Annotated in this window: 20 protein-coding genes and 1 other RNA gene; 6 read left to right on the top strand and 15 right to left on the bottom strand. The window is 69.6% G+C overall.

The window, feature by feature from the left end:
- Positions 1-44 precede the first annotated feature (44 nt).
- From FHR72_RS19780 to FHR72_RS19765, 4 genes are read right to left on the bottom strand one after another with little or no spacing between them, the layout of a single operon-like run.
- Positions 45-1559 carry an alpha/beta hydrolase gene (locus tag FHR72_RS19780; RefSeq protein WP_183471263.1) on the bottom strand — a complete coding sequence of 505 codons (1515 nt, stop codon included), beginning with the start codon at positions 1557-1559 and terminating at the stop codon, positions 45-47.
- Between the two features lie 58 nt (positions 1560-1617).
- Positions 1618-2064 carry a GNAT family N-acetyltransferase gene (locus FHR72_RS19775; protein WP_311736198.1) on the bottom strand — a complete coding sequence of 149 codons (447 nt, stop codon included), beginning with the start codon at positions 2062-2064 and terminating at the stop codon, positions 1618-1620.
- Positions 2058-3590, bottom strand: a complete 1533-nt coding sequence (locus tag FHR72_RS19770; RefSeq protein WP_183471261.1) for an alpha/beta hydrolase — start codon at positions 3588-3590, stop codon at positions 2058-2060. Before FHR72_RS19770 ends, FHR72_RS19775 begins: the two co-directional genes overlap by 7 nt.
- A gap of 59 nt (positions 3591-3649) precedes the next feature.
- Complete coding sequence (locus FHR72_RS19765; protein ID WP_183471259.1) at positions 3650-5053, bottom strand: WS/DGAT/MGAT family O-acyltransferase; 1404 nt, start codon at positions 5051-5053, stop codon at positions 3650-3652.
- A 158-nt stretch (positions 5054-5211) separates the two neighbouring features.
- On the opposite strand from FHR72_RS19765, the gene panB reads away from it, so the two are divergent.
- On the top strand, positions 5212-6051 hold the full coding sequence (gene panB / locus FHR72_RS19760) for a 3-methyl-2-oxobutanoate hydroxymethyltransferase (protein ID WP_183471257.1): 840 nt from the start codon (positions 5212-5214) through the stop codon (positions 6049-6051).
- Here the strand turns inward: panB and FHR72_RS19755 are convergent.
- Both FHR72_RS19755 and FHR72_RS19750 read right to left on the bottom strand, forming a co-directional pair.
- Complete coding sequence (locus FHR72_RS19755) at positions 6048-6827, bottom strand: enoyl-CoA hydratase/isomerase family protein (protein WP_183471255.1); 780 nt, start codon at positions 6825-6827, stop codon at positions 6048-6050. The genes panB and FHR72_RS19755 overlap by 4 nt on opposite strands.
- A 25-nt stretch (positions 6828-6852) precedes the next feature.
- Positions 6853-8634 (bottom strand): fatty acyl-AMP ligase, encoded by a 1782-nt coding sequence (locus tag FHR72_RS19750; protein ID WP_183471253.1) that lies wholly within the window; start codon positions 8632-8634, stop codon positions 6853-6855.
- 151 nt (positions 8635-8785) lie between these two features.
- Between FHR72_RS19750 and FHR72_RS19745 the strand changes: the two genes are divergently transcribed.
- Complete coding sequence (locus FHR72_RS19745) at positions 8786-10303, top strand: CYTH and CHAD domain-containing protein (RefSeq protein WP_183471251.1); 1518 nt, start codon at positions 8786-8788, stop codon at positions 10301-10303.
- A gap of 92 nt (positions 10304-10395) precedes the next feature.
- Here FHR72_RS19745 and FHR72_RS26600 read toward each other — a convergent pair whose 3' ends face one another.
- The 5 genes from FHR72_RS26600 to FHR72_RS19720 all read right to left on the bottom strand — a co-directional run bounded on the left by FHR72_RS26600 (position 10396) and on the right by FHR72_RS19720 (position 14909).
- Entirely contained in the window at positions 10396-10773 is a 378-nt protein-coding gene (locus FHR72_RS26600; protein WP_260156132.1) for a CDGP domain-containing protein, read from the bottom strand.
- Positions 10774-11575: 802 nt separating this feature from the next.
- Positions 11576-11978: RNase P RNA component class A (gene rnpB / locus FHR72_RS19735), an RNA gene on the bottom strand.
- 61 nt (positions 11979-12039) lie between these two features.
- Positions 12040-13326: an HNH endonuclease gene (locus FHR72_RS19730; protein ID WP_183471249.1), complete on the bottom strand. Its 1287-nt coding sequence runs from the start codon at positions 13324-13326 to the stop codon at positions 12040-12042.
- A 39-nt stretch (positions 13327-13365) separates the two neighbouring features.
- Positions 13366-13992, bottom strand: a complete 627-nt coding sequence (locus tag FHR72_RS19725) for a class I SAM-dependent methyltransferase (RefSeq protein WP_396888485.1) — start codon at positions 13990-13992, stop codon at positions 13366-13368.
- A 2-nt stretch (positions 13993-13994) separates the two neighbouring features.
- On the bottom strand, positions 13995-14909 hold the full coding sequence (locus FHR72_RS19720) for an NAD(P)/FAD-dependent oxidoreductase (RefSeq protein ID WP_183471245.1): 915 nt from the start codon (positions 14907-14909) through the stop codon (positions 13995-13997).
- 46 nt (positions 14910-14955) lie between these two features.
- Here FHR72_RS19720 and FHR72_RS19715 point away from each other — a divergent pair, with 46 nt between their 5' ends.
- Positions 14956-15543 (top strand): helix-turn-helix domain-containing protein, encoded by a 588-nt coding sequence (locus tag FHR72_RS19715; protein WP_183471243.1) that lies wholly within the window; start codon positions 14956-14958, stop codon positions 15541-15543.
- Here the strand turns inward: FHR72_RS19715 and FHR72_RS19710 are convergent.
- Genes FHR72_RS19710 through FHR72_RS19700 form a run of 3 tightly spaced genes read right to left on the bottom strand, consistent with a single transcriptional unit; the run spans position 15534 to position 18452 of the window.
- On the bottom strand, positions 15534-16592 hold the full coding sequence (locus tag FHR72_RS19710) for a bifunctional RNase H/acid phosphatase (RefSeq protein WP_183471241.1): 1059 nt from the start codon (positions 16590-16592) through the stop codon (positions 15534-15536). The genes FHR72_RS19715 and FHR72_RS19710 overlap by 10 nt on opposite strands.
- The gene (locus tag FHR72_RS19705; RefSeq protein ID WP_183471239.1) at positions 16589-17326 is read right to left on the bottom strand and encodes a zinc ribbon domain-containing protein; all 738 of its coding nucleotides are present in this window, start codon (positions 17324-17326) and stop codon (positions 16589-16591) included. Before FHR72_RS19705 ends, FHR72_RS19710 begins: the two co-directional genes overlap by 4 nt.
- Position 17327: 1 nt before the next feature.
- The gene (locus FHR72_RS19700; protein WP_183471237.1) at positions 17328-18452 is read right to left on the bottom strand and encodes a Nif3-like dinuclear metal center hexameric protein; all 1125 of its coding nucleotides are present in this window, start codon (positions 18450-18452) and stop codon (positions 17328-17330) included.
- Positions 18453-18527: 75 nt separating this feature from the next.
- Between FHR72_RS19700 and FHR72_RS19695 the strand changes: the two genes are divergently transcribed.
- Genes FHR72_RS19695 through FHR72_RS19685 form a run of 3 tightly spaced genes read left to right on the top strand, consistent with a single transcriptional unit; the run spans position 18528 to position 20531 of the window.
- Positions 18528-19205 (top strand): HAD hydrolase-like protein, encoded by a 678-nt coding sequence (locus FHR72_RS19695; RefSeq protein ID WP_183471482.1) that lies wholly within the window; start codon positions 18528-18530, stop codon positions 19203-19205.
- Positions 19198-19692, top strand: coding sequence for a low molecular weight protein-tyrosine-phosphatase (locus FHR72_RS19690; RefSeq protein WP_183471230.1), 495 nt, complete (start codon positions 19198-19200; stop codon positions 19690-19692). Before FHR72_RS19695 ends, FHR72_RS19690 begins: the two co-directional genes overlap by 8 nt.
- Before the next feature lie 2 nt (positions 19693-19694).
- Entirely contained in the window at positions 19695-20531 is an 837-nt protein-coding gene (locus FHR72_RS19685) for an SURF1 family cytochrome oxidase biogenesis protein (RefSeq protein ID WP_183471228.1), read from the top strand.
- Here the strand turns inward: FHR72_RS19685 and FHR72_RS19680 are convergent.
- Positions 20485-21423 carry a cobalamin biosynthesis protein gene (locus FHR72_RS19680; RefSeq protein ID WP_183471226.1) on the bottom strand — a complete coding sequence of 313 codons (939 nt, stop codon included), beginning with the start codon at positions 21421-21423 and terminating at the stop codon, positions 20485-20487. The genes FHR72_RS19685 and FHR72_RS19680 overlap by 47 nt on opposite strands.
- Positions 21424-21495 lie beyond the last annotated feature (72 nt).

The raw sequence follows: 21495 nt of genomic DNA, 5'->3' as shown, positions 1-21495 counted from the left end.
ATCGAAGCCTAGGTTCCGCCTGTTAATTCTGTGTTACGGCGCTGCTAGCAGCGCAATCCGGCGGGCGGTGGCGTCGAGTTGGTCAGGAACGCGACGACGGCGGTGTCGACGCACGCGTCGCCGTTGAAGACGACGGTGTGCTGGGTGCCGGAGAAGGTGATCAGTCCGGCGCCCATCTGCCGGGCCAGTTCGACCCCCGCCTCGTACGGCGTCGCGGGGTCGCCGGTGGTCGACACCACGACGACCTTGCCCGGGCCCGGGGAGGTCGCGGGCCCGACGACTGAGGTGGGCGGCACCGGCCACATCGCACACACATCGCGGGGCGCGGAACCGGTGAACGAGCCGTAGGACAGGAACGGGGCGATCTCGCGGGAGCGGCGGTCGGCCTCGACCCAGGCCGCGGAGTCGGTCGGGAACACCGCGTCGACGCAGCGGATCGCGGTGAAGGCGTCCTGGCGGTTCTTGTAGTGGCCGTTGCGGTCCCGCTGCTGGTAGTCGTCGGCCAGCAGCAGCAGATCCCCGGGGTCGGTGCCCCTCTGCAGGCCGAGCAGCCCGCTGGTGAGGTACGGCCAGTACCGCTGGGAGTACAGACTGCTGACCGTGCCGGTGATGGCGTCCTGGTATCCGAGCCCGCGCGGATCGGTGGTCGCCGCGGGGCGGGCGACGAGGGGGTCGACGAGCTGCTGGAAGCGTGCGACGAACTGGGCGGGGTCGGTGCCCAGCGGGCAACCTGCGGATTCGGCGCAGTCGGCGGCGTAGTCGTCGAACGCCTTCTGGAAGCCGGCCATCTGGTCGAGGCTCTCGGCGATCGGGTCCTGGCTGGGATCGACGGCGCCGTCGAGGACCATCGCGCGGACCCGGTCGGGATAACGCGCGGCGTAGACCGCGCCGAGTTGCGTGCCGTAGGAGAACCCGAGGTAGTTGATCTGCGCCTCGCCGAGCGCAGCGCGGACGACGTCCATGTCCCGTGCCGCGTTCGCGGTGCCGACACTGGCCAGGAAGTCCGCCCCCATCCGGTCCAGACACTGCGCGGCGAAACGCTTCAGGACGTCCTCGATGTGGGCGACGCCGGCCGGGCTGTAGTCGGCCAGCGGTTCGGCCCGGTAGGCGTCGAACTCGGCGTCGGTGCGGCACCGCAGCTCCGGTGTGGAGTGCCCGACGCCGCGGGGGTCGATGCCGACGAGGTCGAAGCTGCGGCCGATCTCGGTGTCGGCCAGCGCGGCGCCCATCGAGGCGACGGTGTCGACCGCCGAGGCTCCGGGGCCACCGGGGTTGACGACGAGGACGCCGAGGCGCCGACCGGTGGCGGGCACCTTGATGACGGCCAACTGTGCCTGCGCGCCATCGGGTTTCGCGTAGTCGACGGGAACGGCGACCGTCCCGCACCTCGCGGCGGGGACGGCGGACGTGTCGACGAAGGTCGAACACGAACTCCACACCGGCGCAGCCGAATACGGCTCGTCGACCGCAGCCGGCGCCGCCGACGCCACTGGGCACAGCGCGGCCGGGAGCAGGGCCAGCGCCGCGATCATCCGTCCGGCGCGCAGCATGGCGAACATCGTTGCACGGGAACCCGGCGACGGTCGCCCCCGGGACGCAAAGGTGACCGGGCTGTTATCAGGCGTCGAGTTCGTAGGTCAGCCAGGTCGACTTCTCGGCGCCGATCCCGTCGTAAAGTCGTTGCGCCGTCGCGTTGTCCGGCGCTGTCTCCCACACGAGTTTCGCAGCGCCCCGGTCGCGGCAGAGCTGCAGGCCGTGGGCGATGAGAGCCCGGCCGGTGCCGGTGCCGCGGGACTCCGGGGTGACGTAGAGGTCGTTGAGGACGCCGACACGGGCCGCGTAGAGGGTCTGCCAGGTCCAGAAGATGGTCGCGAATCCCAGAGGCGTCCCCGCGGCGTCCCGGGCGATCAACTGCACACCCTCGTCGGGGTTGGCGATCAGCGCCCGCGACATGGCGGCGAGCTCGTCGTCGGACGGGTCGACCCGGTAGAAATCGCAGTAGCCCCGCATCAGCGGTGCGAGCTCCGGCAGGTCGGCCGTGCCCACGACGGCGATGGTCAGCACCGGGTGTCCGCGGGAGGCACGGTGACGTCGACGAGGTAGCGCGTGGTGATGTCGTCGACGCAGGCGTCGCCCTGCAGCGCCACGGTGTGCTGGGTGCCTTCGAAGGTCACCAGGGTGCCGTCGAGTTGGCGCGCCAGGTCGACACCGGCCTGATACGGCGTGGCCGGGTCGTTCGTGGTGGAGACCACCAGGATGGGTGGCAGCCCGTCGACGTTGATCTCGTGGGGCGTGGTCGTCGGCGGCACCGGCCACATCGCGCACGTCGGCATCGGCACCAGGCCGGTGAACTCGCCATAGGACATGAACGGGGCGGCCTCGCGGACGCGGCGGTCCTGTTCCACCAGCTTCGCGCGGTCGGTGACCGGGGGCTTGTCGACGCAGTTCACCGCGATCCGTGAGTCGACCTCGTTGTTGTAGTGCCCCTGCGCGTCCCGGCCGTTGTAGAGATCGGCCAGCGCGAGCATGGTGTCACCGCGGCCTTCCTTGACCTCGGTGAGCGCCTGCGTCAGGTGGCGCCACAATCCCGGCGAGTACAGCGGCAGGATCGTGCCGACGACGGCGTCGTTGTAACTCAGTCCGCGGGGGTCTTTGGTGTCGGCGGGTGTGTCCACCAGCGGATAGACCAGGGATTCGTAGACGTCGACGGCCTTGGCCGGGTCGGTGCCCAGGGGGCAGTCCGGGTCGATCGCACAGTCGGTGGCGTAGTCGTCGAACGCCTTCTGGAATGCCGCGGCCTGTCGCACGTCGGCCTCGATCGGGTCGGCGTTAGGGTCGATGGCTCCGTCGAGCACCATCGCCCGCACGTTCTGCGGGAAGGCCTCGGCGTAGCTGGCGCCGATGCGGGTGCCGTAGGAGTAGCCGAGATAGGTCAGCTTCTGGTCGCCCAGAGCGGCCCGCAGCGCGTCGAGATCCTTGACCACATCGGCGGTCCCGACGTTGGCGAGGAAGTCGACGCCCATCTTGTCCACGCAGCGCTGCACGAACTCCTTGGTCAGCTTCTCCAGGTGCGCAACGCCTTCGGGCGTGTACTCCACCACGTTGTCGGCGCGCAGCCGGTCGCGGTCGGCGTCGCTGTTGCACCAGACCGCGGGCGTCGAACTCGCCACCCCGCGGGGGTCGAAGCCGACGAGGTCGAACCGCTCCCGCAGTTCCTTGGGCAGCGTCGCGGCCATCAGGGCCGCCGATTCCTTGCCCGACTTGCCCGGTCCGCCGGGGTTGATGACCAGAGACCCGATCTTCTCGCCGGTGGCCTTGATGCGCAGCACCCCGATCTGGGCGATGTCACCGTCGGGGTTGTCGGCGTCGTCCCAGTCGACGGGAACCGACAGCATGCCGCACTCCGCGCCGGGCGGGATGCCGGTCTGGTCCGATGCGCCGGCTTCGCACTCCTCCCAGGCGATGGGCGTTCCGGGCCGCGGCACGGAGATCTCCGCACGCCCCTCGACGACCTGGCTGCAGCCGGCCACCAGCAGCGCCGACAGCGAAAGGAGCAGGCCGGGTCGCACGACACCGGTCTTGAGCTTCATGGGACCACATGCTGCCATGGACGCCGATCTGCGCTGGCGAGGCGCGTGAGCGGGGGTTCTTACGTCGTCGCGTCGAGCAGCTCGCGCAGCGCGACGTCGAAGTCGTCGGCGAGGTCCCACAGGTCCGGCAGCAGTTCCGGGCAGGACACGATGCCGACGTCGAGATTGCCCGACAGGGACATGACCGTGATGTTCAGCCCGGAACCGTGGAAGATCGGGCCGAGCGGGTACATCGCCCTGACTTCGCAGCCGAGCAGGAACAGCTCGCCCTGCGGGCCGGGCACGTTGGAGACGACGAGGTTGTGGACCGGCCGGGCGCCGCTGAGGCGGCTACGCGCGTAGACGCGCATCGCCGTGCCGAACACCGCCGGGGCCGCGAACTGCGTCCAGTCCTGCAGAAGGGTCGCCGAGATCGCCGAACTATGTTGCTTGGCAACCGAATTCGCTTGGGCGATGGCGCGCAGTCGTTCGGCCGGGTCCTCGATGCCGGTTTCGAGCTTGGCGAACATCCCCGACACCTGGTTGCGCCCCGGGCGATCCGACCTCTCGTGCACCGACACCGGGACCATCGCCACCAGGGAGTTCTCGGGCAGCTGCCCGCGTTCGAGGAGGAAGGTGCGCAGCACTCCCGAGACCAGGGCCATCACCACGTCGTTGACCTTCACGCCGAAGTGGTTCTTGACCTTCTTGATGTCGTCGAGGTCCAGCTGGGCGAATGCGACGTTGCGGTGACCCGTCACGTTGGCGTTGAACGCGGTCCTGGGGGCGGTGAACGGCGGCGCCATGGTCAGGCCGGAGCGGGCGCGCCGGACGGTGTCGACGACCGTGGACACCGTCGCCGGCACCACGTTGGCGAGCTTGAGCGGCCGGGTCGCGAACCGCACCGCCCCGCTGAGCGCGATCTCCAGATCACTGCCGCCGCCGGGCCCGTCGACGGGATCGGGTGCCGGCGCATCCGGCTCGGTGGTGCACAGCTTCGACATCAGGTTGGCCCCCGTGACGCCGTCGACGGCGGCGTGGTGGACCTTCGTCATCACCGCGATACGGCCGCCGGTCGGTGCCGTGTTCCCGTCGTGCGTGCCGCCGACGTTCTCGATGACCCACATCTCCCACAGTGGACGCGTGCGGTCCAGCGGCAGCGAGGCGATGTGCCCGCAGATCTCGCCGAGTTCGATGCGGCCGCCCGGCGAGGGCAGACCGATGCGATGCAGGTGCCGGTCGACGTCGAAGTCGTTGTCCTCCACCCACACTGGGTGGTCCAGATTGAACGGGGTATCCGCGATGCGTTCACGGAATTCGGGCATCGCCCTGATGCGCAGGCGCAGGTTCTCACGCAGGGTGTCGAAGGAGTAACCACCGGGCATGGTGGAGGTGTCGAGCTCCAGGATCGAGCAGACGTGCAGCGGCTGAGCGGCGGTTTCCAGGTAGAGGAAGCTGGCATCGAGTCCGCTGAGCCGTTGCATGCCGCGATCGTATGCCCGGCGGTGACGGGTGTGAGGAAATCCACTTAACGCACTGTTCAACTTCCGGTGACGCGGTGGCACACTTGTCGTGTCAGCGAACCCGGGGACCGGTACGGCCACGAGGATTCGAAACGACGAAGCCCTCTGAGGGGACAACGATGTCTGAGCAGACCGTCTACGGTGCTGCGGCTGAGATCAAGCCGCGGACGAAAGTACGCACTCATCATCTCCACAAGTGGAAGTCCGAAGGGCACAAGTGGGCCATGCTCACCGCCTACGACTACTCCACCGCCGCAGTGTTCGACGAAGCGCAGATCCCTGTGCTGCTCGTCGGCGATTCCGCCGCCAACGTCGTTTACGGGTACGACACCACCGTCCCGGTCACGATCGAGGAGCTGATCCCGCTCGTCCGCGGTGTCGTCCGCGGCGCCCCGCACGCACTCGTCGTGGCCGACCTGCCGTTCGGCAGCTACGAGGCCGGCCCCCAGCAGGCCCTGGCCACCGCGACCCGCATGCTCAAGGAGACCGGCGCCCACGCCGTCAAGCTCGAAGGCGGCGAGCGCGTCGCCGCCCAGATCGCCGCGGTGAGCGCCGCCGGCATCCCGGTGATGGCCCACATCGGCTTCACCCCGCAGAGCGTCAACGGCCTCGGTGGCTTCCGCGTCCAGGGCCGTGGCGACGCCGCGGAGCAGACCATCCACGACGCGATCGCCGTCCAGGAAGCCGGCGCCTTCGCCGTCGTCATGGAGATGGTGCCGGCCGAGCTGGCCACGCAGATCACCGGCAAGCTGACGATCCCGACCGTCGGCATCGGCGCGGGACCCAACTGCGACGGCCAGGTTCTGGTGTGGCAGGACATGGCCGGCATGACCAACGGCCGGACCGCCAAGTTCGTCAAGCGGTTCGGTGCCGTCGGCGACGAGCTGCGGCGCGCCGCGACCGACTACGCGCAGGAGGTCGCCACCGGCACCTTCCCCGCCGAGGAGCACTCCTACTAGCGGAACTCCGGAGCGCGTTTGGCCAGGAACGCGTCGACCCCTTCGCGTCCGTCGGCGGACTCCGCCCGCTGGGCGATCAGCCGTGATTCGAGCTCCATCTGCTGCTCGAGCCCGTTGCCGAAGGTGTCGAGCAGCAGTGCCTTGACTCCCCCGTTGGATCCGGCCGACGTGGTGGCCATCTGCTCGGCGAGCTGATCGGCGCGGGCGGCGAGTTCGTCGTCGGCGACGACCTCGGTGACCAGACCCCACCGCGACGCCTCGTCGGCCGACAGCTTCCTGTTGGTCAGCATCAGCTCCTTGGTCTTGGCGATGCCGATCAGGCGCGGGAGGTAGTACGAGGAGCTGCCGTCGGGGCTGAGGCCGACCCGCGTGTAGGCCATCGTGAACGACGCCGACTGCGCGGCCAGCACCAGGTCACCCGTCACGGCCAACGAGAAACCGGCACCGGCGGCGGCGCCGTTCACGGCGGTGATCACGACCGCGTCCATGCGAGCGAACGTCGAGAGGGCGCGGTGCAGGTCGTCGGCGACGCCCTTGATGTGCCGGCCCCGGCTCGGGGCCGAGGCGAAGTCCTTGAGGTCGCCGCCGGCGCAGAAGAAGCGGCCGGCCCCGGTGATGACGACGACCTTGGTGGCCGGGGTGTCGCAGCGCGCGGCGGCGGCGGCGAGTTCCCGAGTCATGGTGTCGTTCATGCCGTTTGCGGCGTCGGGCCGGTTCAGCGTGATTCGGGCGACGGCTCCGGACTGGTCGACGGAGAGGGTCTGGTAATCAGTCACACCCCGGACTGTAACGTCCGCCGTTCTACAGCGTGCCGTCGAGATAGGCCGCCCGGCATGCCCGGCGCGCGAGCTTACCGCTCGTGGTCCGCGGAATCACCCCGGCGGCAACGAGTTTGACGTCTCTGACCGGTAGCGCGTGCCGCCGCGACACCGCCGCGCGGACCGCTTCCTGGATGGGACCGGCGTCGGCGCGGCCTGCTCCGGGTGCGCGCTCGGCGACGACCACCACTTCTTCGCGGCCGCCCGAGGGCACCGAGAACGCCGTCACGAAGCCCGCGCGCACCGCCGTGGAAGCTGCGGCGACCGTCGCCTCGATGTCCTGCGGGTAGTGGTTGCGACCGTCGACGATCACCAGGTCCTTGATGCGGCCGGTGATGTACAGCTGACCGTCCAAATAGACACCCAGGTCGCCGGTCCGCAGCCACAGCGCGTTGTCGGCGCAGCCGTCGGCGTGGCTGCCGTAGAGCAGGCGGGACTGCAGCTTGTTCTGGAACGTCAGCTCGGTCTCGTCGGCACGGCCCCAGTAGCCGTTGCCGATGTTCTCGCCGTGCAGCCAGATCTCGCCCACCTGCCCGTCCGGCAGTTCGGCTTCGGTGCCGGTGTCGACGATGACCGCCCACTGGCTGCGCGCGACCCGCCCGCAGGAGACCTGCGCGACGGCGTCGGGATGGTCCGGCGGGACCGGGACGGCATGCCCGGCGCCGAGCTGTGCGCGGTCGAGGTGGACCACGCCGGCCTGCGCATCGGGAGCGATGGTCGAGACGAACAATGTGGCCTCGGCCATGCCGTACGACGGCTTGATCGCCGTGGCGGGCAGCCCGTAGGGAGAGAAGGCGGCATTGAACGCGTCGATCGAGGCGATGCTCACCGGCTCCGAGCCGTTGATCAGTCCGGCGACGTTGCTCAGGTCGAGGTCGTCACCGGCGGGCGGGAGGCCCCGCTGCGCCGCGAGCTCGAAGGCGAAGTTCGGGGCCGCGGCGAACGTCGGGAGATCCGAGGCGCCGAGTTCCCGGATCCACCGGTAGGGCCGGCGCACGAACGCCACCGGCGACATCAGCGTGATGTGCCCGCCGACCAGCGCAGGGAACATGATCATCAGCAGGCCCATGTCGTGGAACAGCGGGAGCCAGCTGACGCTGCGGATACCGCGGTTCAGACCGACCGACAGGATCATCTGGACGACGTTGGTGCACGCCGAGCGGTGGGTGATCTCGACGCCCGCGGGCGCGCGGGTGGACCCGGACGTGTACTGCAGGTAGGCGATGTCGTCGGTCTGCAGCGGGGCGGGCACGAAGTCGGCGCCGATCGCATCGGGCACGGCGTCGACCGCGATGACACGGGGGCGGCGCGGCCGCGGCACCCCGCGCAGGAACGTCCGAACCGCCTCGGCCGCAGCCGAAGTCGTCAGCACCACCGTGGGTCGGGCGTCGTCGAGTACGGCGTCGAGGCGCTCGGCGTGGCCGGGCAGCTCGGGCGCGAAGAGCGGTACCGCGATCGCCCCGGACTGCAGCGCGGAGAAGAAGGCGACCACGTAGTCGACGCCCTGGGGCGCGAGGATCGCGACCCGGTCGCCGGGCTGGGTGACCTGTTGCAGCCGGGCACCCACCGCGCGCAGCCGCGTCTGCAGCTGCGTCCAGCTGAGCTCGATCGTGCGATCGCCGTCGAAGTCGAGGTACCGGTATGCGGGGGCGTCGCCGAAGGTGGCGGCATTGCTGTCGAGGAAGGAGGTCAGCGTGACCCCGGCCGGGACGGCGATGGCACCGTCGCGGTCGAGGTAGTCGTCGAGCCTCTGGTTTGGACTCATGAGCCGATATTAAGAGAAATCTTTACTTTTTGGTGGAGGCGACACCCGAGCGTGGCCCCGCCGCTGCACGGCCGAGACCTGGCCAGGCTGGAGATTCATCTCCGTGTGGCAGGCTATGGTCCCCCGCATCACGCCAGAGACGAAGGTGACCATGGCCGCCAAATCGCCCGAAACCTCCAGGTACACCGAGACCGAGCGGAAGTTCGAGGTGGTCGAGTCCACCGTCTCCCCCTCCTTCGAAGGCCTGTCGTCCGTCGCCCGCGTCGAGCGGCCGCCGTCACAGTCGCTGGCCGCTGTGTACTTCGACACCCCGGGTCATGATCTGGCCCGCAACAAGATCACGCTGCGTCGCCGCACGGGTGGAACGGACGCCGCGTGGCATCTGAAGCTGCCCAAGGGCGGCGAGACCCGCACCGAGGTCCACGCCCCTCTCTCCGACGACGATTCCCCCGAGCATCCGGAGGTGCCGGAGAGTCTGCGCGACATAGTGCTCGCGATCGTGCGGGACCGGCCGCTGACCCCGGTCGCGCGCATCGACACGACCAGGACCGTGGAGCTGCTCTACGGGTCCGACGGCGAGGTCATCGCCGAGTTCTGCGACGACCAAGTGACGGCCAGCGCGGTCGGCGGGGACGAACAGCGCTGGCGCGAATGGGAACTCGAACTGCGACCCGGCGCCGACGGCGACCTGTTCGACCGGTTGACCAACCGACTGCTGGACGCAGGTGCGCAGCCGGCCGGCCACGGGTCGAAGCTCGCGCGCGTGCTGTCGAGCGCCCCGGCGGCCGGGGATTCCGGGAAGGGGCCCGGGGCGATCAAGGACCCGGCGCGCCGCGCGGTGGCGCAGCATGTCCGAGAACTCATCGAGTGGGATCGGGCGGTCCGCTCCGACGTGTGGGATTCGGTCCACCAGATGCGGGTGACGACCCGCAAGATACGCAGCCTGCTGCAGTCCTCCGAGGGATCGTTCGACATCGACGCCCATGCGTGGGTGCTCGACGAGCTGCGGGAGCTCGCGGCGGTGCTGGGGGTGGCGCGTGACGCCGAGGTCCTCGCCGAACGCTACGAGCGTGCGCTCGACGGGTTGCCCGAGGCCACGGTGCGCGGTCCGGTGCGGGAACGCCTGGTGGAGGGCGCTAAGAAGCGCTATCAGACCGGATGGAGGCGGTCGCTGACCGCGATGCGCTCGCAGCGCTACTTCCGTCTGCTCGACGCGCTCGAAGCGCTGGTGGCCACGGAGCCGCCGAAGTCGGCCACGGGTGAGGAGCCCGCCGAGCTCACCATTCACTCCGCCTACAAGAGGGTCCGTAAGGCAGCGAAGGCCGCGCGGGTCGCCGCCGGCGATCCCGAGGTCGACGCGGACGAGTCGAACGAGGCCCTGCATCGGATCCGCAAGCGCGCCAAGGCTCTTCGCTACACCGCGGCGGCCACCGGGGATGCGAAGGTGGCCGATCGCGCCAAGGCGATCCAGTCACTGCTCGGCGATCACCAGGACAGCGTCGTCAGCCGCACCCACCTCAGTCGCCAGGCCGAGGTGGCCCACACCGCAGGCGAGGACACCTTCACCTACGGGCTGCTGTACCAGCTCGAGGACGATCTGGCGCGACGGTGCGAAGAGCAGATCGAGGACGCGCTCAAGCAACTGGACAAATCCGTCGGCAAGTCCTGAGGTCGCCGGGGGCGGATGAGCCGGCCTGTAAGCCGGAGCATCCCAATCGAGGACTTGCGTGGACTAGGCCGGTAAGGCGCTTGCATAGGTGATCACCCAATGTGGCCCGGCTCGTCGGGCAGCACAGTTTCTGGTCGCACCGGGTAGAAGTCTTCTTCATAGATCTGTTCGCGAACCCACCCGGCCTCGTAGTAGGTGCAGTTGCTGGTGTACGTGCCGCTTGTGCAGCTTGAACTCGCGTTTCTGTAGTGCGCCGGAATCCCGATCAAACGGTGACGCATCCACGAGCCATCAGGCAGGACCGGCCCATCGCACATCGTGCGCGTCAAAAATTGCAGCCCGAAAATACCTCGGCGCACCTGGTCGGTGAAGCAGTTCTGTTGCGCGTTGGCAGATGGGGCCAATCCCACAATCGAGACCGAGCTCGCTATCGCTGCCGCCGTGGTCAGAGCCGTATAGACACCCTTCATTTTCCTTCCCCCTCCAATTGTGCATCGATTGCATCACGATTCACGACGGCGGTTAACGCATTCGTGAATATTTGCTGCGAACGCCGAAATGCCGATGGGCGAATACCGCGGGCCACCGTTGCGCAGTGGTCCAGCGATTAACTGAGACCTTCGTTGCAGCTTGATTACCCGGCTTAGGTACATCATCTTCAGTGCCGGCACGCTCAACTACGCCGCTCGAAAGAAACTCGACGAACCGCCAGTTAGATAAGGATCACGTCGCGGCGGTGCGTATAAACAGGCGGGATACATACGAGCGCGCCGAAAGATGAACTCGCCTCGGGCGCGACCTTTGACCGATCCGGACGGCCCGGCCCCAAGGCGCCAACACGTCACGAATCGATGATCAGAAGAAGCAGCCGACGACGTTCGCCTACCCCTTATTCAGTATGCGAGTCAATCACCAACATGGGCATTCAGAGCCCGGGGCAGCTAGGGGGCGAAGACGCCGAGAGGATTTGAGCTCGTTGTGCGCGAACAGAATTCAAGACGATCCAGTCTCCCGTTTGATGCCCCCTCCTTATACAAATTGCCCGCGGCGATGGGTGCCGGTGTTGGATCCGTGCTTCAACATCAGTCATCGGCTTCGACAGCACAGCTCGGCCACATGGCGCAGATAATGAGACTCGCACACGTTCAGCTCACTTGACGCCCATTACGGACGGCCGGCGGGCCCGTCGACCCGACCTCGGACGAGACGTGGGCATCGGAGGACGGCACCGACCCTCATGTAGCGAGAAGCAAGTCCTGAGGTCGCCGGGGGCGGATGAGCCGGCCTGTAAGCCGGATTCTGTTCCTCACCGCCATAACTGGCAGCGAGGCGGCGACCATCCATCTGGACACACCGTTGCCGGGTGCCTCGAGCGGCCTACCCGCAGGCTCGGGCGAGCAGCCCTCGGGCGCCTGCGCGGCCGCAACCAGGTTGCGGCCTTCTTGGCCTTGCTTCGGGTGGGGTTTGCCTAGCCACCCCGGTCACCCGGGATGCTGGTGCGCTCTTACCGCACCTTTTCACCCTCACCTCCACCGGTCCGAAGACGTGGTGGTGGCGGTCTGTTTTCTGTGGCACTTTCCCGCGAGTCACCTCGGATTGCCGTTAGCAATCACCCTGCTCTGTGAAGTCCGGACTTTCCTCGACACCTGAGTGCCGCGGCCGCCCAGCCAGCTCATCCGCACTCACAAGGTAATGGGTGCGGCGCCGAAATACGTAATGAATGCGGCGCCCGCCGGTCAGGCGGCCGCGTCGAAGGTGACCAGGTCGACGCTCAGCCTGCCCTCCATCAGGCTGACCTGCCGGCGTACCGGAGGTCCCGGCAGCGCCGGGGCGACCGAGTAATACGTCGCCCCCGTCGGCGTCGTGTACGCCGCGGTGTGCGCGCCGTCCTCGCAGTAGGTGTCGACCGCCCATCCGGGCGCCTCTTTGGCGTAATTGCACGCCTCACACAGACCCAACCCGTTCCGCCCGTTGGTCTTCCCTCCTTCGCGGTGGGGCGTCGCGTGGTCGTGATGCCGAATCGGGGCGTCGCAGTACGGGGTCCGGCACGTCTGGTCCCGCCGCTCCAACAACCGGGCCAATCCCTTCGGGAAGATTCGCGCGCGCGACTCCATCGCGACCAGCTGACCCGACCGCGGGTGGCGATACAGCCGCCGCAACGTCGCCCTGGTTTCGGCGTCGGCGGCGGCTTCGCCGATCAGGGTTCGGCAGAACCCGGCCGGGACCGGCCCGTAGCCGTCCAGCCAGCCGCGTTCCTCGTCGTCGCCGGACAGCGTCGTGTCGGCCATCACCAGGTTCAGCTCGACCGGCACCGGTTGTCCCGCGGGACGTCCCGTCACGCGTTCGTAGAGGGTGTCGGTCATGATCTGGCCGCGGGAGCGCTCGTCGAACGTGGTGTCGGCGGCACGCGTGCACGCCGCGTACAGAGCAACTCCTTTGGCCAGCGGCAGCAGGGCGGTGAAGTACACCATGCCGTTCGGCGCCGGCCGGCAAGACACCCGCGGAGCCGCGGCCGCCTTGTCGATGCGCTCCACCACCGCTGCGGCGTCCAGGCGTGCGGCGATCCTCTTCGCTTCGGCCTCGACCCGTCTGTTCCCCCAACCCTTCAGCGCGGCGACGTCGGCGCACAGTTCGGAATCGAGTTGGCGACGGTGCGCGACGCTGAGGCAGGACGACTCCCGCACGATCAGCGTCGCCCGCCACTCCGTGAGCGCCCCGCACTCCAATGCCGCAAGGGTGCAGGGCATCTCGTGTACCAATGCCTTGGCGAAGCCCAGATGTTGCCCGCCCGTCTGAGGCGCCTGGCCGCGCGCGAGCGCAACCTCGGCACCGAGACCCCTCCCCCGTTTGTCGGCCCGGATACCCGCGGCCCGCTCGGCGGCGGTTCGCCGTGCCGCCCACAGGGCGGTCGCGCGGGCCTGGGCGGCGGCAGCCCGGGCCTTGAGCCGTTCACAGCGCTCGACCATCGCCCGCAGGTCGGCCTGCGACGCCGCGGCATCGATTTCGAACATACTTTCGAACATGCCCCGACGCTACCGCCGCCCACCGACAACCCATGGTGACTAGTCCGTGGACAGCCGCTTCACCACGATCAGGTTGTCCACCAGCACACCGGGCTGCCCGTCCGGGCCCACCGCATCGCGCTCGACCGACCCGACCCGGAGCCGCTCCCACCGCCCCGGTCCGAGATCGATGGCCGCGAACACCTCGTCGACGCCGGGAAAAACGTGGTCGAGAATGTGCTGCGGCGCCCAGGGCGGTGCCGCACCGTGATCCACCACGATGAGCAGCCCGCCGGGTGCGACGGCGCGGGCGGCGGCGGCGAAGATACGTTCGCGGTCCAGGTGGACCATCGATTGCAGGAACTGCGCCGACACCAGGTCGAAGGTGCCGTCGGGGAACGACTCGGACAGGTTCATCTGCACCAGGTGCACCCGGTCCGTCAGCCCGCGCCGGGCCGTCTCCTCGGCCGCACGTCCCAGTGCGGTGTCGGAGATGTCGACCCCGACGACCTGCCAGCCGCGCTCGGCGAGCCACAGTGTGTCCCCGCCTTCACCGCACCCCAGATCGAGCGCCCGGCCGGCAGGCAGCGGTTCGGCGACGTCGGCGAGCCAGGGGTTGACCCGCCCACTCCAGATGCGATCCCGCTCGGCGTAGCGCTCTTCCCAATGTTGTTTGACCTCAGACATTGTCATCCTTCCTCCAGAAAACTTCCCACCACGGCCGCGGCGGCGGCCGAACCCGAAGCGATCGCAGCGGCCACCTGCGGCATCGGGACGCTGAGATCGCCGGCCGCGAAGACCCCGGGAACCGAGGTGCGCCACGCGCCGTCGACCCGGATCGCCTCGGCGGTGATCGGTCCCGGCGCCGCGAATTCCACTCCGAGCTTCGCCGCCAGCGCCGACCGCTGATGCAAGGTGGTGGCGACGAGCAGCCCACCCCGCGCCAGGGTCGTCCCGTCGGCGAACACCACGCCGGTCATCTCCCCGTTCTCCGAGGCGACCTCCGCGACGGCGCGTTCGTCGAGGCGCACCCCCGCAGCAGTCAGCCGCGCCCGCGCGTCGGCGGTCACCTCGGCCGGGCCATTGGTCAGCAGGACGACATCGTCACTCCACCCCTGCAGCATCGTGGCCATGTGCACGCCCCGGTCACCGTTCGCCAGCACCGCCAGCGGTTTGTCCCGCGCTTCCCAGCCGTGGCAGAACGGACAGTGGAACACCGAATCACCCCACAGCGCAGCCAATCCCGGTAGATCGGGCGCCTCGTAGCGCATGCCCATCGCGAGCAGCACCCGCCGTGTGTGCACGACGCTGCCGTCCGCCAGTTCCAGGGTGAAGGTGTCCTCTCCCACGGTCGGCACCAGCACCTCGCCGGCGCGCACCTCGACGGTCGGGTACGCGGCCAACTCGCGCCGGCCCTTGGCGTACAACTCCGACGGGGCGACCCCGTCGAAACCCAGCAGGCCACCGATACCGTGAGCCGCGAGGTTGCTCTGCGCCCCGGCGTCCACCACCAGCGTGTGCCGCCTGGCCCTGCCCAACACGAGTGCCGCGCTCAGGCCCGCGGCTCCGCCGCCGACCACCACGCAATCCCAGATCTTGTCCATGACCCCACCTTGCCGCGCACGTTCATACATGCCAAGCTGTTTTGCCATGAAGGCAAATGAGGACGACGAGGGGGTCGACGCCCGTGTCCGCCGGCGGCTGCGCGACCTACGACTCCAGCGCGGCATGACGCTCGAAGACGTTGCCACGCGGTCGAATATCGACATCTCGACGCTGAGCCGACTGGAATCCGGGAAGCGGCGGCTCGCGCTGGACCATCTGCCGCGACTGGCGGGCGCCCTGTCGGTCAGCACCGACGAGCTGTTGCGCTCGCCCGACGTCGAGGACCCCCGCGTGCGTGGGCAGTCCCACACCCACAACCAGATCACGTTCTGGCCGCTGACCGGGCAGGGCCCCGCCGGCGGACTGCACGCCTACAAGATCCGCATCAGCGCGCGTCGGCGCACACCTCCGGACGAGCTCCCCGTCCACGAGGGCCACGACTGGATGTACGTGCTGTCAGGACAACTGCGACTGATGCTCGGCGACCGGGATTTCACGATCAAACCCGGTGAGGCCGTTGAGTTCTCAACATGGACCCCACACTGGTTCGGGGTGGTCGACGGACCGGTGGAGGCGATCGCCCTGTTCGGGTTGCACGGCGAGCGCGTGCACCTGCACACCGATCAGAGGTAGGCCGTCTGGTTGACCAGACGCACCGACGCGGCACCGTCGGGGTAGAACTCCGCGATCGACAGCGACGCCAGGTCCAGATGCAGGCGGTACAGGATCGCGGGCCCGGCATCGAGCGCCATCCGCAGCAGGGTCTTGATCGGCGTCACGTGCGACACCACCAGCACCGTCTGCCCCGCATGCTCGGCCAGGATGCGCTGCAGCGCACCGCGCACCCGTGTCGCGACCGCATCGAAGCTCTCCCCGCCCGGGGGCGGCACCGACGTGTCGCGCAGCCAGCGCCGATGCAGCTCGGGGTCCTTCTCGGAGGCCTCCCGGAACGTCAGCCCCTCCCACGCACCGAAATCCGTCTCGATCAGGTCGTCGTCGACGACGACGTCGAGTCCGAGCGCGGCCGCGGCGGCCGAGGCGGTGTCACGGGCACGCTGCAGAGGTGAGGCGAGGACGGCGTCGACCCCACCCCGGTCCCCGAGGTAGCGCGCCGCGGCGCCGGCCTGCTGGGTACCGAGCTCGGTGAGCGGCGGGTTGCCCCGTCCGGAGTAGCGGCGCTCCACCGACAGGGCCGTCTGACCGTGGCGCAACAGCAGCAGCTTCGTCGGCGCACCCTGGGCGCCCGTCCACCCCGCGGGGTTGGTGACCACCTCGGTCGTGCTCGCGCCGTCCATCGCCTCGTTCGCCAGCCGGTCGGCGACGCCGTTCTGCGCGCGCGGAATCCACGCATAGGAGATCCGCTCGAATCTGCGGGCAAGGTCGCGGGCGGTCTGGTTCAGCGGCGTCAGATCCGGGTGCTTGACGCGCCAGCGGCCCGACATCTGCTCCACCACCAGCTTCGAGTCCATCAGCACCTCGACGTCGGTGGCGCCCAGCCGCGCCGCGGCTTCCAGGCCCGCGATCAACCCGCGGTACTCGGCGACGTTGTTGGTGGCGGTGCCGATCGCCGACTTCGCCTCGGCGAGCACCGACCCGCGGTCGGCCGACCACACAACCGCGCCGTATCCGGCCGGTCCGGGGTTTCCGCGTGAACCCCCGTCGGCCTCGACGAGCACCTTCACGCCCGAAACCCTTTGACGCGCAGCAGGATCGCCGAACACTCCGGGCACCGCAGCACGTCGTCGTCCGCGGCGGCCGCGATCCGTGCCGACTCGCCGCGGTCGATCTCCAGCCGGCAGGCGCCGCACCGCCGGCCCTGCAGCACCGCGGCGCCGACCCCGCCGCGGGCCCGCTGCCGCTCGTAGAGCGTCACCAGGGCCTCGTCGATGGTTCCGGCCAGCTCGGCGCGACGCGCCACCGAGTGGTCCCTGGTGCGGGCGAGCTCGGCGCGGGCGTCATCGCAGGCCCGCTGCGCGTCGGCCAGCACGGTCTGCAGCTCCTCGATGCGGGCGCGCGCCTCGGCCTGCTGGGCGGCCAGCTCCTCGCGCTTCTCCATGACCTCCAGCTGGGCGTCCTCCAGGCTGGCCTGGCGCCGCTGCAAGGTCTCGAGTTCGTGCTGAAGGTCGGTGAGCTGCTTGGCATCCACCGTTCCACCCTCCAGCAGCGCGCGGTCGCGGTCCTCCCGCTGCCGCACCCCGTCGATCTCGGTCTCGAACTTCGCCACCTGGCCGTCGATGTCGTCCAGGGCGATCTGCAGCGCGGCGAGGCGGTCCTCGGCTTCGCGGTGCGCGGCCTGCGCCTCCTCCACCGTCTTCTGCTCGGGCAGGTTCTTCGTCCGGTGCTCGACCCGGCTGATCTCGGCATCCAGCTCGGCCAGCTCGGCCAGCATCTGCTGTTGTGCCACGGCGGCTTTCATGTCAGCACTCCTCGACATTCCATGGGTCTGTGCGCACTTCGGAGACGGTGACCGGCAACGCGGCGCCGAAGTGGCGGCGCAACAGCGACGCCGCCTGCCCGCACCACGGGTGTTCACTGGCCCAGTGCGCCACGTCGACCAGCGCGACGTCCGAGACGCGGCGGTGCTCGTCGGCGGGGTGGTGCCGCAGATCGGCGGTCACGTAGGCCTGCACCCCGGCGGCGGCCACGTCGGTGAGGAAGGAATCCCCCGCACCGCCGCACACCGCGACGCGCGACACCGTCGCCTCCGGATCGCCGGAGGCCCGGACCCCCCAGGAGGTCGCGGGCAGCGCACGACGCACCCGGGATACGAACGAGGCCAACGGTTCCGGTTCGGACAGGGTTCCGATACGACCGAGGCCGACGTCGCCCGGCGGGGCTTGCAGGGCCAGGATGTCGTAGGCCGGTTCCTCGTACGGGTGGGCGTGGCGCAGGGCGGCCAGCACCGCTGCGCGCGCCCCTGCGGGGGCCACCATCTCCACCCGGTCCTCGGTGACGTGCTCGACGGTGCCGACGGAGCCGATGGCCGGCGAGGCGCCGTCGCCGGGAAGGAACTGTCCGCCGCCGGTCACGCTCCAGCTGCACTGCGAGTAGTCCCCGAGCCGGCCGGCCCCCGCGTCGAACATCGCCGACCGCACCGCGTCGACGTCCTCGACCGGGACGAACACGACCCACTTGTCCAGATTCGGTCGCGCCTTCGCGGGTGACAGCACGCCGGTCACCTCCAGGCCGAGCGCCTCGGCCAGCGCATCGGAGACCCCCGGCGACGCACTGTCGGCGTTGGTGTGCGCGGTGAACAGGGCCCGTCCGGTGCGGATCAGCGAGTGGATCAGGGCGCCCTTGGCGGTTCCGGCCGACACGGTGTCCACACCGCGCAGCAGCAACGGATGGTGCGCCAGCAGCAGCCCGCGCTCGGGCACCTGTGCCACAACGTCGGCGGTGGCGTCGACGGCGACCGTGACCGATTCGACCGGTTCGGCCGGGTCGCCGCACACCAGCCCGACGGAATCCCAGCTCTCGGCCAGGCGCGGTGGGTAGGCGGCCTCGAGCACGTCGATGATGTCGACCAGCCGGACGTCTGCCACATCACGACAGTAGTGCTCGCGGGCCTGCGGACGAGGCAGCCACCCGTCTCAGGGACAATGGACGCTGTGACAGACATGCTGGACAGCACCCGCCGCGTCGCCCCGGTCGGCCGTGGCGATCTGGTGCTCTTCGACCTCGACGGCACCCTGACCGATTCGGCCGAGGGCATCGTCGCCAGCTTCCGTCACGCTTTGGAGACCGTCGGTGCGCCCGTCCCCGAGGGTGACCTCGTCAGCCGCATCGTCGGACCGCCGATGCACGTCACCCTGCAGCAGATGGGTCTCGGGAGCTGCGCGGACGCCGCGATTGCGGCCTACCGCGCCGACTACACCGCCCGCGGATGGTCGATGAACCGCCCGTTCGACGGCATCCCCGGCCTGCTGGACGACCTGCGGGCCGGCGGTGTCCGGTTGGCGGTGGCGACCTCCAAGGCCGAACCCACCGCGCAACGCATCCTCGCCCACTTCGACCTGGACGGCTGCTTCGAGGTCATCGCCGGCGCGAGCACGGACGGCGTCCGCTCGGCCAAGGCCGACGTGGTCGCGCACGCGCTGAGCTGCCTGGCGCCGCTTCCGCAGCGGATCCTGATGATCGGGGACCGCTCGCACGACGTCGAAGGCGCCGCCGCGCACGGGGTCGGCACGATCGTCGTGGGCTGGGGCTACGGCCACCGCGACTTCGCCGACGGCGACGGCGGGGCACTCGCCCATGTCGCGACCGTGCAGGAACTGCGCGAGGTGCTCGGTGTCTGAACTTCTGCACGTGACCTTCATCTGCTCGGGCAACATCTGCCGCAGCCCGATGGCCGAGAAGATGTTCGCCCACCAGATCAGTGAACGCGGACTCTCCGACGTGGTGCGCGTCACCAGCGCCGGGACGGGCCACTGGCACGAGGGTGAACCGGCGGACCGGCGGGCGGGCCACACCCTGCGGGCCCACGGCTACCCGACCGAGCACCGTGCCGCGCAGATCGGCGACGACCATCTCGCCGCAGACCTCATCGTCGCCCTCGGACGCAACCACCTGCGCATGCTGCAGCACATGGGCGTGCCCGCCGAACGTCTGCGGATGCTGCGCTCGTTCGATCCCAGATCCGGCGCGCACGTTCTCGACGTCGAAGACCCCTACTACGGAACCCAGGACGACTTCGAGGAGACCTACTCGGTTATCGACGCGGCGCTGCCCGGCCTGCACGGCTGGGTCGACGAGCGGCTCGCCGACATCGGACGGGCCGGCTGACGATGCGGCGCTGGGCTTTTCTGCTGCGGCCGCAATGGCTGGCGCTGTTCGTCGTCGTACTCGCGTTCGCCTACCTGTGTTTCACGGTGCTGGCACCGTGGCAGCTGGGCAAGAACACCAAGACCTCGCGGGAGAACGCCCAGATCTCGCGATCGTTGGATGCCGACCCGGTGCCGGTCACGTCTGTTCTGCCGCAGCAGGATTCGTCGGCGCCGCAGGAGCAGTGGCAGCGGGTGACGGCGACGGGGCGCTATGTGCCCGACGTACAGGTCCTGGCGCGGCTGCGGTTGATCGACGGCGATCCCGCCTTCGAGGTGCTCGTGCCGTTCGCGGTGGACGGCGGCCCCACGGTGCTCGTCGACCGCGGTTACGTGCGCCCGGTCGAGGGTTCGGCGGTCCCGCCCATCGACGCGGTCCCGACCGGACCGGTGACGATCACGGCGCGGCTGCGGGATTCCGAAGGCCTCGCCGGGAAGGCCCCGTTCGACGCCGACGGCGTGCAGCAGGTGTACTCGATCAACATCGAGCAGATCTCCGCGCTGACCGGAGTTCCGCTGGCGGGGTCCTATCTCCAGCTCGTCGACGGCCAGCCCGGCGGGCTCGGCACGATCCCGCTCCCCCACCTCGACGCCGGGCCGTTCCTGTCCTACGGCATCCAGTGGATCGCGTTCGGGATCATCGCCCCGATCGGTGTGGGCTACTTCGTGTACTCGGAGATCCAGGTCCGCCGACGCGAGAAGGCCGCGGCTGCGGCTGCGGCGGCCGACACCGACGATGCGTCCGCCGCACCGCTCACCACCGAGCAGAAGCTCGCCGACCGGTACGGGAAGCGACGCTGACCGCGGCGATCGCCGCCAGCACCTGGACAACCCGCGAGAGCCGGACGGCGCGCGCCAGGTCCTCGACGCCGGGATCTCGCCCGTCGCCGAGCGTCGGACGGATCTCCAACTCGTGGGCGTACTGCGTGGGTCCGCCGAGGCGCACTCCGAGCGCGCCGGCGAACGACGCTTCCGCGACGCCGGCATTCGGGCTCGGATGTTTCGCCGCATCGCGCCGCCACGCCCGCCATGCTCCGGCCGGCGAGCCTCCCACCGCGGGGGCGCCGACGACGACCAGTAGTCCCGTCAGCCGCGCCGGCATCAGGTTGACCAGATCGTCGAATCTGGCTGCCGCCCAACCGAAGCGCAGATAGCGCGGCGAACGGCGCCCGATCATCGCGTCGAGGGTGTTGGCGGCGCGGTAGACGAGTGCCGCTGGCACACCACCGACTGCGACCCACACCAGCGGGCCGATCTGTGCGTCGGAGGTGTTCTCGGCGATGGACTCCAGTGCGGCGCGGGTCAGCCCCGGCCCGTCCAGCGCTGACGGGTCGCGTCCACACAGCGACGGCAGCAGGCGCCGGGCCCCCTCGACATCGTCGGCGCGCAGCAGAGCCACCATCTGCTCCCCGGTGCGGCACAGTGTCGTCCCGCCCGAGGCGACGAACACCGCTGCCGCGACCGCTGCCGCTTCCGACGCCGCGCCGCGCCGGCGACCAGCCCTCTCCGCCATGGCGCCGAACAGGCCGACGGCAGTCAGCAGCCCCGCGGAGTGCAGGATCCCGGCCACCCGGTCGTCGCGGTAGGTGCGGCGTTCCACAGCGGCTGCACCGGTGCCGAATACGGCCACCGGGTGACCCCGCCTCGGGTCACCGAACAGGAGGTCGGCCACCGCGCCTGCGGCGATGCCCATTGCTCGAGCAAACACCCCGGCAGCGTCTCACAGCACGATTCGCCCGGTTGCGGCGAGGTTGCGATGACACAC

This window comes from Mycolicibacterium iranicum (assembly GCF_014190915.1).
GTDB classification, from domain to species: domain Bacteria; phylum Actinomycetota; class Actinomycetes; order Mycobacteriales; family Mycobacteriaceae; genus Mycobacterium; species Mycobacterium iranicum_B.
This window is presented reverse-complemented; position numbering and strand designations above follow the sequence as displayed.

What these genes read in the sequence shown, in the direction of transcription:
- FHR72_RS19780 (WP_183471263.1), bottom strand. Translation starts at nt 1,559, where the DNA reads ATGTTCGCCATGCTGCGCGCCGGACGGATGATCGCGGCGCTGGCCCTG.
- FHR72_RS19770 (WP_183471261.1), bottom strand. Translation starts at nt 3,590, where the DNA reads ATGAAGCTCAAGACCGGTGTCGTGCGACCCGGCCTGCTCCTTTCGCTG.
- FHR72_RS19765 (WP_183471259.1), bottom strand. Translation starts at nt 5,053, where the DNA reads ATGCAACGGCTCAGCGGACTCGATGCCAGCTTCCTCTACCTGGAAACC.
- panB (WP_183471257.1), top strand. Translation starts at nt 5,212, where the DNA reads ATGTCTGAGCAGACCGTCTACGGTGCTGCGGCTGAGATCAAGCCGCGG.
- FHR72_RS19750 (WP_183471253.1), bottom strand. Translation starts at nt 8,634, where the DNA reads ATGAGTCCAAACCAGAGGCTCGACGACTACCTCGACCGCGACGGTGCC.
- FHR72_RS19745 (WP_183471251.1), top strand. Translation starts at nt 8,786, where the DNA reads ATGGCCGCCAAATCGCCCGAAACCTCCAGGTACACCGAGACCGAGCGG.
- FHR72_RS26600 (WP_260156132.1), bottom strand. Translation starts at nt 10,773, where the DNA reads ATGAAGGGTGTCTATACGGCTCTGACCACGGCGGCAGCGATAGCGAGC.
- FHR72_RS19730 (WP_183471249.1), bottom strand. Translation starts at nt 13,326, where the DNA reads ATGTTCGAAAGTATGTTCGAAATCGATGCCGCGGCGTCGCAGGCCGAC.
- FHR72_RS19725 (WP_396888485.1), bottom strand. Translation starts at nt 13,992, where the DNA reads ATGTCTGAGGTCAAACAACATTGGGAAGAGCGCTACGCCGAGCGGGAT.
- FHR72_RS19720 (WP_183471245.1), bottom strand. Translation starts at nt 14,909, where the DNA reads ATGGACAAGATCTGGGATTGCGTGGTGGTCGGCGGCGGAGCCGCGGGC.
- FHR72_RS19715 (WP_183471243.1), top strand. Translation starts at nt 14,956, where the DNA reads ATGAAGGCAAATGAGGACGACGAGGGGGTCGACGCCCGTGTCCGCCGG.
- FHR72_RS19705 (WP_183471239.1), bottom strand. Translation starts at nt 17,326, where the DNA reads ATGAAAGCCGCCGTGGCACAACAGCAGATGCTGGCCGAGCTGGCCGAG.
- FHR72_RS19695 (WP_183471482.1), top strand. Translation starts at nt 18,528, where the DNA reads ATGCTGGACAGCACCCGCCGCGTCGCCCCGGTCGGCCGTGGCGATCTG.
- FHR72_RS19685 (WP_183471228.1), top strand. Translation starts at nt 19,695, where the DNA reads ATGCGGCGCTGGGCTTTTCTGCTGCGGCCGCAATGGCTGGCGCTGTTC.
- FHR72_RS19680 (WP_183471226.1), bottom strand. Translation starts at nt 21,423, where the DNA reads ATGGGCATCGCCGCAGGCGCGGTGGCCGACCTCCTGTTCGGTGACCCG.